Annotated in this window: 9 protein-coding genes; 8 read left to right on the top strand and 1 reads right to left on the bottom strand. The window is 73.6% G+C overall.

The window, feature by feature from the left end:
• The first annotated feature begins 148 nt into the window (after positions 1–148).
• The 8 genes from KW076_RS07075 (at position 149) to KW076_RS07110 (ending at position 9888) form a co-directional block, all read left to right on the top strand.
• Entirely contained in the window at positions 149–1657 is a 1509-nt protein-coding gene (locus KW076_RS07075; protein ID WP_224354647.1) for a peptide MFS transporter, read from the top strand.
• 85 nt (positions 1658–1742) lie between these two features.
• A complete protein-coding gene (gene gcvH, locus KW076_RS07080; protein ID WP_224354648.1) occupies positions 1743–2129 on the top strand; it encodes a glycine cleavage system protein GcvH in 387 nt (128 codons plus the stop codon).
• Positions 2130–2275: 146 nt separating this feature from the next.
• Positions 2276–2692 (top strand): FHA domain-containing protein, encoded by a 417-nt coding sequence (locus tag KW076_RS07085; RefSeq protein ID WP_224354649.1) that lies wholly within the window; start codon positions 2276–2278, stop codon positions 2690–2692.
• Positions 2693–2697: 5 nt separating this feature from the next.
• The gene (gene ftsR / locus KW076_RS07090; RefSeq protein WP_224354650.1) at positions 2698–3429 is read left to right on the top strand and encodes a transcriptional regulator FtsR; all 732 of its coding nucleotides are present in this window, start codon (positions 2698–2700) and stop codon (positions 3427–3429) included.
• Positions 3422–3919, top strand: a complete 498-nt coding sequence (locus KW076_RS07095) for a bifunctional nuclease family protein (protein WP_224354651.1) — start codon at positions 3422–3424, stop codon at positions 3917–3919. Before ftsR ends, KW076_RS07095 begins: the two co-directional genes overlap by 8 nt.
• A gap of 195 nt (positions 3920–4114) precedes the next feature.
• Positions 4115–4696, top strand: a complete 582-nt coding sequence (locus tag KW076_RS07100; protein WP_370643420.1) for a MerR family transcriptional regulator — start codon at positions 4115–4117, stop codon at positions 4694–4696.
• Positions 4697–4819: 123 nt separating this feature from the next.
• A complete protein-coding gene (locus tag KW076_RS07105) occupies positions 4820–8341 on the top strand; it encodes a pyruvate carboxylase (RefSeq protein WP_224354652.1) in 3522 nt (1173 codons plus the stop codon).
• Between the two features lie 86 nt (positions 8342–8427).
• Positions 8428–9888: a mycothione reductase gene (locus KW076_RS07110; protein ID WP_224354653.1), complete on the top strand. Its 1461-nt coding sequence runs from the start codon at positions 8428–8430 to the stop codon at positions 9886–9888.
• 49 nt (positions 9889–9937) lie between these two features.
• Here the strand turns inward: KW076_RS07110 and KW076_RS07115 are convergent, their stop codons facing one another.
• On the bottom strand, positions 9938–11776 hold the full coding sequence (locus tag KW076_RS07115) for an AMP-dependent synthetase/ligase (protein WP_224354654.1): 1839 nt from the start codon (positions 11774–11776) through the stop codon (positions 9938–9940).
• Positions 11777–11887: the final 111 nt, after the last annotated feature.

The raw sequence follows: 11887 nt of genomic DNA on the forward strand, positions 1-11887 counted from the left end.
GAGGGCCCCGGAACCTGTCGGTTCCGGGGCCCTCGTCGTCGTGGAACGGCTCGCCCCCGCCTCGCGGGCAGCGTGATCTGTGCCACGAATCGGTCGGACGGCGTCGTCCCGCCCGGGCCGGAGGCCCTGTGGATGGAATCATGCTCCGATGACCCACAGCCCAGACAGCGGCGCCTCCGTGGCGCCCGACGCAGACCTGGGCGCCGCGCAGGCGCCCGCTCCCGACTGGCACGGCCGCCGCTTCTTCGGCCAGCCCGGCCCGCTCGCCAACCTCTTCTCCGTGGAGATGTGGGAGCGCTTCTCCTACTACGGCATGCAGGCGATGCTCGTGTACTACATGTCCTGGACCGCCGAGCGCGGGGGCCTGGGCATCGACGAGGCCACCGCCACCGGCATCGTCGGCGCCTACGGCGGCATGGTGTACGTGTTCTGCATCCTCGGCGGCTGGATCGCCGACCGCCTCCTCGGCTCCGAGCGGACCATGTTCTTCTCGGCCGTCGGCATCATGCTCGGCCACATCGCCCTGGCCCTGGTCCCGGGCGTGCCCGGCCTCATCCTCGGCCTGGTCCTCGTCGCCGTCGGCTCCGGCGGCCTCAAGGCCAACGCCGCCAACCTCGTCGGCTCCCTCTACGCCAAGGGCGACCAGGCCCGTGACGCCGGGTTCTCGATCTTCTACATGGGCGTGAACCTCGGCGGCCTCGTCGGCCCGCTGCTCACCGGCTGGGCCCGTCAGACCTGGGGTTTCCACGTGGGCTTCGGCCTGGCCGCTGTCGGCATGGCCATCGGCCTCACCCAGTACGCGCTGACCCGCAAGAACCTGCCCTCCACCGTCCACGGCGTCCCGGACCCGCTGCCCCGCTCGCAGTACGGCCGCTGGGCACTGATCGGGCTGGCCGGCCTCGCCGTCGTCGCCGTCCTCCTCCTGACGGGCGTCGTCAACGTGGGCAACCTCGCCGACGCCGTCGTGGTGCTCGCCGCCCTCGCGGCGATCGCCATCTTCGCCGTGCTGCTGACGTCCTCCAAGGTCTCCGCGGAGGAGCGCTCGCGCGTGAAGGCGTTCATCCCGCTGTTCATCGGCACCGCCGTGTTCTTCGCGCTCTTCCAGCAGCAGTTCACCGTGGTGGCGCTCTACTCGGAGAACCGCCTGGACCGCACCCTGTTCGGCACCGAGATCCCCATGGAGTGGGTCAGCTCGATCAACCCGATCTTCATCATCGCGTTCGCCCCGGTGTTCGCCGCGCTGTGGACCCGCCTCGGCGACCGCCAGCCGTCCACGCCCGTGAAGTTCGCCCTCGGCATCCTGCTGATCGGCGCGGCCTTCCTCCTCTTCATTCCGGCCTCCGGCTTCCTGGCCGTGCCGCTGCTGTGGCTGACGCTCATCCTCTTCGTCATGACCATGGGCGAGCTGATGATCTCCCCGGTGGGCCTGTCCCTGTCCACGAAGGTGGCCCCCGCGGCCTTCCCCGTGCTGATGGTGGCCCTCTACAACCTGTCGGTGGCCCTGGGCACCGCGCTCGCCGGCTCGCTGGCCGGCTCCTACACCGCGGAGAACGAGGCCGGGTACTTCGGCGTGATCGGCGGCGTCACCATCGCCGTCGGCGTGGTCATGCTGCTGCTGGCCCCGGCCGTGCGCCGCGGCATGCGGGGCGTGCGCTGAGCGCGCCTCGGTGGCGGAAGGCCCTCCTCCCTCGGTAGTCTGCGGGACAGACCATCCCCCCCCACCCGACTGAAGGGGTTCGACCATGAGCAGCATTCCCGAGGGCTTGAAGTACTCCACCGATCACGAGTGGGCCCAGGACGCGGCCGAGCCCGGTGTCGTCCGCGTCGGCATCACCGACTTCGCGCAGGACGCGCTCGGCGACGTCGTGTACGTCGACCTGCCGTCGGTGGGCGACGAGGTGACCGCCGGCGCGGCCATCGGTGAGGTGGAGTCCACCAAGTCGGTCTCGGACATCATGGCCCCGGTCTCCGGCACCGTCACCGCCGTCAACGAGGAGCTCGACGGCGAGCCCGCCCTGGTGAACTCCGCCCCCTATGAGGGCGGCTGGCTCGTGGAGATCAAGCTGTCCGACCCCGCCGAGGTCGACGGCCTCCTCGACGCCGCCGGCTACGCCGCTCACGTCGGCTGACCCGCCTCCCTCCGCCCCTCCGCACCCGCGGCGGGGCGGAGCCGTATGAACCGCCGGCGACGGGGTCGGCGGCGTCGCGCGTGTCCGGGCCTCGGACGCGAGCCTCGTCCCGTTCCGCCTCGTCCCCCACCCCCGAGGAGACCCCCATGACGCAGCAGGAGCCCAGCCTCCACACGTCCTCCATCAGCCTCACCGACCTGGCCCCCGTCGCGGAGACCGGTCTGTCCCCGGAGGAGACCGCCGCCGTGCGCGCGCTCCCGGCCGGGGCGGCCCTGCTCGTCGCCCACGAGGGCCCCGACGCCGGCGCCCGCTTCCTCCTGGACACCCCCGTGGTGACCGTGGGGCGGCACCCGGAGTCCGACATCCTGCTCGACGACGTCACGGTCTCCCGGCGCCACGCGGAGTTCCGCGCCGTGGACGGCGGGCACGAACTCGTGGACCTGTCCTCGCTGAACGGGACCTACGTCAACAACGACCGCGTGGACCAGGTGCGCCTGCGCACCGGCATGCAGCTGCAGATCGGTCGCTACCGCCTGAGCTACCACGCCGCCGAGCCCGCCTGACCCGCGTGAGCGCCCCGCACGAGCCGTCCGCCGCCCCGCCACCCGCGGGCGCGGCGCTGGGCATCGGCGACCTCGTGGCCGCCCTGGAGCCCTCTTTCCCCGGTGTGAGCGCGTCCAAGGTGCGCTTCCTGGAGGACCGCGGCCTCGTGCGCCCCGAGCGGACGGCCGCGGGCTACCGCCGCTACCGGCCCGCGGACGTGGACCGGATCCGGCTGGTCCTCACGCTGCAGCGTGACCGCTTCCTGCCCCTCAAGGTCATCCGGGAGCACCTCGACGCCCTGGACCGCGGCGAGCGCCCCGAGGATCTGGGCGAGGCCCCCGCGGCCGCCCAGGAGGCCGTGCGGCTGGGGCACGGGATCGCGGACCCCGACCGCCGCTGGACGCGGGCCGAGCTGGCCCGGGAGGCTGAGGTGCCGGCCCCGCTCGTGGACGAGCTGGACCAGTACGCGCTGCTGCCGCGCGCGGAGGACGGCCTGCACCCGCCGGCGGCCCTCGGCGTCGTCCGGGCGGCGGGGCGCCTGGCGGCGCACGGCATCGAGCCCCGCCACCTGCGGCCCTTCCGCGCCGCGGCGGACCGCGAGTTGGGCCTGGTGCAGAGCGCCGTGGCCCCGCTGGCCACCCGCCGGGACGCCGGCACCCGGGAGCGCGCCGCCCGGACGGCGGAGGAGATCGCCACCGCCTGCCTCGCCCTGCACGCCGCCCTCGTGCGCGCGGGACTGGAGAGCCTCGATGGCTGAGCCCCCCGAGCCTGCGGGCGACGTGCCCCTGACCGTCCTGGGCGTCCGGGTGGAGCTGCCCGAGCAGCAGCACGTCATCCTCCTCCTGGACCCGCCGGGGGAGATCGTCCTGCCGCTGTGGGTCGGCTCTCCGGAGGCGGCGGCCGCGGCGCTGGCCCTGGAGGGGGCCCCGAGCCCCCGGCCCGGCACCCACGCCCTGCTGCTGGCCGCCCTGGCCGCCGCGGGCTCGCGGCTGCGCGGCGTGCGGCTGACCCGGATCGAGGACGAGACCGTCCACGCCGCCCTGCTGCTCGACGGGGGAGCCGAGGTGGACGCCCGCGCCTCTGACGCCGTCGTGCTGGCGGTCCGCGCGCAGGTCCCGGTGCTCTGCGCCGCGGAGGTGATCGCGGCCGCGGGCATGGCGGCCCGCGACGCCGCGGCCGGGGACGAGGACGAGGTCGACGACTTCCGCGCCTTCCTCGACTCCGTGGACCCGGAGGACTTCGCCTGACCCCGCCGGGGCGCGACACGGAGGACCCCCACCCTCGGGTTCGTTGACCCGCCGCCCGGCGCGCCGTACCGTCGTCCAGAAGGCCCCCGGCCGCACCCGGGCCGCCCACGCGCACCTCCACGGTCACCGGAGGGCGCGCGGACGACCCGCCAGCGGCCACCGCAGCGGGGCCGCCGACCAGGAAGGGTCTCCTCTGTGACACCTCATGCAGGTCCTGGTCTGCCCCTCGGCATCGACGGCAGACAGGGACGTCTCTTCGACGTCGACGCGCTCGCCCCCGGCGGCGACGTCGGCTACCGCGGCCCCACCGCGTGCAAGGCCGCCGGCATCACGTACCGGCAGCTCGACTACTGGGCCCGCACCGACCTCGTGGTGCCCACCGTGCGCGGAGCCTCCGGCTCCGGCACGCAGCGCCTCTACTCGTTCCGCGACATCCTCGTGCTCAAGGTGGTCAAGCGCCTGCTGGACACGGGCGTGTCCCTCCAGCAGATCCGCACCGCGGTGGCGCACCTGCGCGAGCGCGGCGTCGACGACCTGGCGCAGATCACCCTGATGAGCGACGGCGCCTCCGTGTACGAGTGCACGTCGCCGGACGAGGTCGTGGACCTCGTCCAGGGCGGCCAGGGCGTGTTCGGCATCGCCGTCGGCCGCGTCTGGCGCGAGGTCGAGGGCAGCCTCGCCGAGCTGCCCGGCGAGGTGCTCGGCGACGACCACGCCCCCGAGGACGAGCTCTCTGCCCGCCGCCGCGCGCGGCGCCCCGCACGCACCGCGTCCTGAGCCGCGACGCCGACGCCCCTTCCCCCACGGGAGGGGGCGTCGGCGCATGCGGGGTGACCCGTGCGCCGTCATAATGTGGCATACCTCACCAGGACCGCGTGAGCGGTATGCCAGACTCGGGCCATGAGTCTTCCTCTGGATCCCGACACCACCCGCAACGGCGCGGGTCGTCCGGCGCACGCCGCGGCTCCCGCCTTCTCCAAGGTCCTCGTCGCCAACCGCGGCGAGATCGCCGTCCGCGCCTTCCGCGCCTGCCACGAGCTGGGGGCCCGCACCGTCGCGGTCTTCCCGCACGAGGACCGCAACTCCATCCACCGTCAGAAGGCGGACGAGGCCTACCGCATCGGCCAGGAGGGCCATCCCGTGCGGGCCTACCTGGACGTGGACGAGATCCTCCGCGTGGCCAAGGACGTGGGCGCGGACGCCATCTACCCCGGCTACGGCTTCCTCTCGGAGAACGCCGGGCTCGCCCGTGCGGCCGCCGAGGCCGGCATCACCTTCGTCGGCCCGCCCGCGGACGTGCTGGAGCTGACCGGCAACAAGGTGGAGGCGCTGCGCGCGGCCAAGCGGGCCGGCATCCCGACCCTGAAGTCCTCCGACCCCAGCTCCGACGTCGAGTGGCTGCTGGGCCAGGCCGAGGAGATCGGCTTCCCCATCTTCGTCAAGGCCGTCGCCGGCGGCGGCGGGCGCGGCATGCGCCGCGTCGAGCGCCCCGAGGACCTGAAGGACTCCCTCGAGGCCGCCATGCGCGAGGCGGACACCGCCTTCGGCGACCCCACGGTGTTCCTGGAGCAGGCCGTGCTGCGCCCGCGGCACATCGAGGTACAGGTCCTCGCCGATGCGGAGGGCAACGTGGTGCACCTCTTCGAGCGCGACTGCTCTCTGCAGCGCCGCCACCAGAAGGTCATCGAGATGGCGCCCGCGCCGCACCTGGATGAGGAGATCCGCCAGGCCCTGCATCGGGACGCCGTCGCGTTCGCCAAGGAGATGGGCTACGTCAACGCGGGCACCGTCGAGTTCCTCGTGGACACCGCCGGCGAGCGCGCCGGCCAGCACGTGTTCATCGAGATGAACCCGCGCATCCAGGTCGAGCACACCGTGACCGAGGAGGTCACGGACGTCGACCTCGTCGCCGCGCAGCTGCGGATCGCCGCGGGCGCGACGCTGGAGGAGCTCGGCATCCGCCAGGAGGACCTGCACGTGCGGGGCTTCGCCATCCAGTGCCGCATCACCACCGAGGACCCGGCCAACGGGTTCCGCCCGGACACCGGCACCATCACCGCCTACCGCTCGGCGGGCGGCTCCGGCGTGCGCCTCGACGGCGGCACCATCTACGCCGGCGCCGAGATCAGCCCCCACTTCGACTCGATGCTGGTCAAGCTCACCTGCCGCGGCCGCGACTACGAGACGGCGGTGCGCCGCGTCCGGCGCGCCCTGGCAGAGTTCCGCGTGCGCGGCGTGACCACGAACATCCCGTTCCTCATGAACGTGATGGACGACCCGCAGTTCGTGGCCGGGGACGTGGCCACGGACTTCATCGACAAGCACCCCGAGCTCGCGATGGTCAACCGCTCCCAGGACCGCGGCTCCAAGGCGCTGCAGTACCTGGCGGACGTGACCGTGAACAAGCCGCACGGCGAGCGCGTGGACGGGATCGACCCCCGCGACCGCCTGCCCGGGCATCCCTCGGACAAGCGCCACGAGCCGGACCGGTCCCCGTTCGACGGCCCGAGCCGCAACCCGGGCGCCGTCCCGCCGGCGGGCTGGCGCCAGGTCCTGGCGGAGCAGGGCCCCGAGGGCTTCGCCCGCACCCTGCGCGAGCAGACCGCGCTGGCCGTCACGGACACCACCTTCCGCGACGCCCACCAGTCGCTGCTCGCCACTCGCGTGCGCACCCGCGACCTGCTCGCCGCCGCCCCGGCCGTGGCGCACACCCTGCCGGGCCTGCTCTCGGTCGAGGCCTGGGGCGGGGCGACCTACGACGTCGCCCTGCGCTTCCTGCACGAGGACCCCTGGCAGCGCCTGGAACTGCTGCGCGCCGAGCTGCCGAACATCCCGATCCAGATGCTGCTGCGCGGCCGCAACACCGTGGGCTACACCCCGTATCCCACGGAGGTGACCGACGCGTTCGTCCAGGAGGCCGCCGCCACCGGCGTGGACGTGTTCCGCATCTTCGACGCCCTCAACGACGTCGAGCAGATCATCCCCGCGATCGCCGCCGTGCGCGCCACCGGCACCGCCGTGGCCGAGGCCGCGCTCTGCTACACGGGCAACATGACGGACCCGGCAGAGGAGCTCTACACGCTGGAGTACTACCTCGGCCTCGCCCGTCGCATGGTCGACGCCGGCGCCCATGTGCTGGCGATCAAGGACATGGCGGGCCTGCTGCGCCCCGCCGCGGCCAAGGAGCTCGTGGGCGCCCTGCGCGCCGAGTTCGACCTGCCCGTGCACCTGCACACCCACGACACCGCGGGCGGTCAGCTGGCCACCCTCCTGGCCGCCTCCGAGGCCGGCGTGGACGCGGTCGACGTCGCCGTCGCCTCGATGGCCGGCACCACGAGCCAGGCGCCCATGTCCGCCCTGGTGGCCGCGCTCGAGCACACGGAGCGGGACACGGGCCTCACCCTCGAGGCCGCCGCCGCCATGGAGCCCTACTGGGAATCCGTGCGTGCCATCTACGCGCCGTTCGAGGCGGGCCTGAAGGCCCCCACGGGTCGCGTGTACCAGCACGAGATCCCCGGCGGCCAGCTGTCCAACCTCCGCACCCAGGCCATCGCGCTGGGGCTGGGGGAGCGGTTCGAGCAGGTCGAGGCCATGTACGCCGCCGCGGACGACATCCTCGGCCACCTCGTGAAGGTGACCCCGTCCTCCAAGGTCGTCGGCGACCTCGCCCTGCAGCTGGTGGGCGGCGGCGTGGACCCGGACCAGTTCCGGGAGCGCCCCGAGGACTTCGACATCCCGGACTCGGTCGTCGGCTTCCTGCGCGGAGAGCTGGGCGACCCGCCCGGCGGCTGGCCCGAGCCCTTCCGCACCCGCGCCCTGAAGGGCCGCCGCGAGGGCTCCGGCATGGTCCAGGTCTCGGAGGAGGACGCCGCCGCCCTCGCCGAGGCCGGCCAGGGCCGGCGCGACGTGCTCAACCGCCTCCTGTTCCCCGGCCCGACGAAGGAGTACGAGGCGCACCGCGAGGAGTTCGGCGACATCTCCACCCTGCACACCCGCGACTTCCTCTACGGGCTCGTGCCCGGGCGGGAGCACGTGGTCTCGCTGGGTCGCGGCGTGCGCCTGATCGCCACGCTCCAGTCCGTCTCCGAGCCGGATGAGAAGGGCATGCGCACCGCCATGCTCACCCTCAACGGCCAGCTCCGGCAGATCCAGGTCCGGGACCGCTCCGTGGAGTCCTCCGTCCGCCAGGCGGAGAAGGCCGACGCCGCGGTCCCCGGCCAGGTGCCCGCGCCGTTCGCCGGCTCGGTGACCGTGCAGGCCGCCGTGGGCGACGTCGTCGAGCAGGGCGCGCCCGTGGCGACCATCGAGGCCATGAAGATGGAGGCGGCCATCACCGCCCCCGTCTCGGGCACCGTGACCCGTGTGGTGACCCAGGGCGTCACCCCCGTCCAGGGCGGGGACCTGCTGCTCGTCATCGAGTGAGCCCGGACCCGGCGGCGAGTTCCGCCGGGGACGAAGTGGACGGCCCGGACGACCCTCACGTCCGGGCCGTCTCCTATGCTGACGCCATGGCCACCACCGAGCGCTTCGACCTGATCATCCTCGGCTCCGGTTCCGGGAACTCCCTCGTCACGGACCACTGGGAGGGGCGGCGCGTCGCCATCGTGGACGCCGGCGTGTTCGGCGGCACCTGCCTCAACGTGGGCTGTATCCCCACGAAGATGTACGCCTACCCGGCGCAGCTGGCCGCCTCGGGGGCCGAGGCCGAGCGCCTCGGCGTGGGCCTGGACTTCACCGGCGCCGACTTCGAGGGCATCCGGGACCGCATCTTCGGCCGGATCGACGCGATCAGCGAGGGCGGTCTGCGCTACCGGCGGGACCAGCTCGAGCACACCGAGGTCGTCGCGGAGGAGGCCTGGTTCTCCGGCCCCAAGGAGCTGACGACGGCGTCCGGCCGCGTCCTGGCCGGCGAGCAGGTCGTGGTGGCCGCCGGCTCCCGCCCGACCGTGCCGGACGTCCCCGGCGTCGGCCTGCCCTCCGTGCACACCTCGGACACGATCATGCGCCTGCCCCGGCAGCCGAAGCGTCTCGTCATCCTGGGCGGCGGGTACATCGCCTCCGAGTTCGCGGCCATCTTCTCCGGACTCGGCACCGAGGTCGTGCAGGTCAACCGCGGCGCCCGGCTGCTCAAGGCCCACGACTCCTCGATTTCGACCCGCTTCACCGCGCTCGCGGCCCGGCAGTGGGACGTGCGCACCGGCTGGACCCTCGCCGGCGTCGAGCCCGTGGGGGATCAGCGGCGGGCCGACGAGGGGTGGGTGCGGGTGCGCCTCGACGCCGTCGAGGGCCAGGAGCAGATGGTCGAGCGGGAGGAGACCCTCGAGGCCGACGCCGTGCTGCTCGCGGTCGGCCGCACCCCGAACACGGACCGGCTCCGCCCCGAGGCGGCCGGGTTCGACGTCACGGCGGCCGGCGTCCTGGCGGTCGACGAGCACCAGCGGGTGCTCTCCTCCGGAGTGCCGGTGGAGGGCGTGTACGCGCTGGGGGACGTGGCCAACGCCTGGCAGCTCAAGCACGTCGCGAACCACGAGGCCCGCGTCGTCGCCCACAACCTGGAGCACCCGGAGGACCTCCGCGCGAACACCCTGGGGCCGGTGCCCGCCGCGGTGTTCACCCGGCCGCAGATCGCCTCCGTCGGCCTGACGCAGGACGAGGCCCGCGAGCTGCTCGGCGAGGACGCGGTGACCGTCAAGGAGCAGGCCTTCGGTGACGTCGCCTACGGCTGGGCCATGGAGGACGCCGAGGGCGTGTGCACGATCGTCGCGGAACGGGCCACCGGGCGGATCCTCGGCGCCCACCTCATGGGCCACGACGCCGCGAACCTCATCCAGCCGCTCGTGACCGCGATGTCCTTCGGCATCGACGCCCACCGCCTGGCCCGCGGCCAGTACTGGCCGCACCCGGCACTGACCGAGGTCGTGGAGAACGCCCTCCTCGGCCTCGACGTCCCCGACTCCGGCCTGCTCTGAGGCCGCCGGCCCCGGGCACGGGGCCCGGGGCCGGCCCTGATCCGTCCGCTCAGCCGCGGGCGGGGCCGGCGCCGTAGATCTCGTCCAGCACGGGCTGGAAGTCCTTGAGGATGGCCGTGCGGCGCATCTTCAGCGACGGGGTCATGTGCCCCTCGTCCGCGGAGAAGTCCCGGTCCAGGATCCGGAACTCGCGGATGCCCTCGGCGCGCGAGACCGTGTCGTTCGCCCGGTCCACGGCCTTCTGCACGTGGGCGATCACCTGGGGCTCGCGGGCGGCCTCGGCCATGGAGATCTGCGGGTCCAGGCCGTGGGCGCTCGCCCAGGAGGGGAGCGTGTCGGCGTCGAGGGTGACGATGGCGGCGACGAACGGCTTGGCCTCGCCGACCACCATGACCTGGGAGACCAGGGCGTCCGAGCGGATCGCATCCTCCAGCTGGGCCGGCGCCACGTTCTTCCCGCCCGCGGTGACGATGATCTCCTTCTTGCGCCCCGTGATCTTCAGGAAGCCGTCGTCGTCCAGCTCGCCGAGGTCGCCCGTGCGGAACCAGCCGTCCTCGGTGAAGGCCTCCGCGTTCGCCTCGGGCCGGTTGCGGTAGCCGCGGAACAGCGACGTGCCGCGGGTGAGGATCTCGCCGTCGTCGTCGATCCGGACCTCGTTGCCGCCCAGCGGCTGGCCCACACGCCCGATCTTGAGCTTGCCGGGTCGACCCACGGTGATGGGGGCCGTGGTCTCCGTCAGGCCGTAGCCCTCGAGGATGGTCACACCGACGCCGCGGAAGAAGTGCGCGAGGTCGGGGGAGAGGGGGCCGCCGCCGGAGACGGCGTACTTGAGGTGCCCGCCCATCGCCTCCCGGATCCGGCGGTAGAGCAGGGCCGAGTAGAACGCTCGCTGCAGCCGCAGGGGCGCCGTCATCCGGCCCTCCTCGAGTGCCCGGGACCAGCGGACCGCGACGTCGGCGCCGCGCCGGAAGATCTTCTCCTTGCCGCCCGCCTGGGCCTTGAGCAGGGAGGCGTTGTAGATCTTCTCGAACACGCGCGGCACGGCCAGCAGGAACGTCGGGTGGTACGTGTCCATCGACGTGGCCAGTCGGGAGAGGTCCGGGACGTGGCCGCACCGCGCGCCGGCGGCCACGGTGAGCACGGAGACGAACCGGGCGAACACGTGGGCCAGCGGGATGAACAGCAGGGTGGAGGCGCCCTCGTCGACGACCTCCCCGAGCGAGGAGCGGAGCGTCTGGTTCACGAGCTCGGCGAAGTTCCCGTGCGTCAGCTCGCACCCCTTCGGGCGACCGGTGGTGCCGGAGGTGTAGATGATCGTCGCGAGGGACTCGAGGGTGACGCCCTCCCGGCGGGCGTCGAGCTCGTCCGCGGGCACGTCGGCCCCAGCGTCCGTCAGGCGGTCCAGTCCGGCCCCGGGCGCGCCGCCGTCCTCGTCCATCACCCACAGGCCCTTCAGCTCGGGCAGGCCCTCGCGATGGACGGCGTCGGACACGGACTTGGCGCGGGCGGGGGTGTCGGCGATCGCGGCACCGACCCCGGCGTCCTCGAAGATCCAGGCGATCTGCGAGGCGGAGGACGTCTCGTAGACGGGCACGGTCACGGCGCCGGCGGTCCAGATCGCGAAGTCCGCGAGGGTCCACTCGAGACGGGTGGCTGAGACGATCGCCACACGGTCGCCGGGGCCCACCCCGGCGGCCACGAGGCCCCGGGCCAGGGCGCGGACGCGGTCCCACGCCTCGGCCGCCGTGACGTCGTCCCATGAGCCGTCCTCGCGGGGGACGGCGAACAGGGCCCGCTCCGGGTGCTGGACGGCCTGGTCGCGCAGGAAGTCGGTGATGGCCGCGTCGGGGCTCAGGCGGGGCAGGTACGGCTCGCTGATCTGGCGCATGGTTCTCCGGGGGATAGGGGGCGGCGGTGCACACGACCGCCGCCGTGGTGACACGGATCACCTGAACAGTACCCGAGTCACGGCGTCACGGGCGGCACCGGCGGAGCGCCG

Origin of the sequence: Micrococcus porci, assembly GCF_020097155.1 — a bacterium.
In the GTDB taxonomy this organism is placed as follows: Bacteria; Actinomycetota; Actinomycetes; order Actinomycetales; family Micrococcaceae; genus Micrococcus; species Micrococcus porci.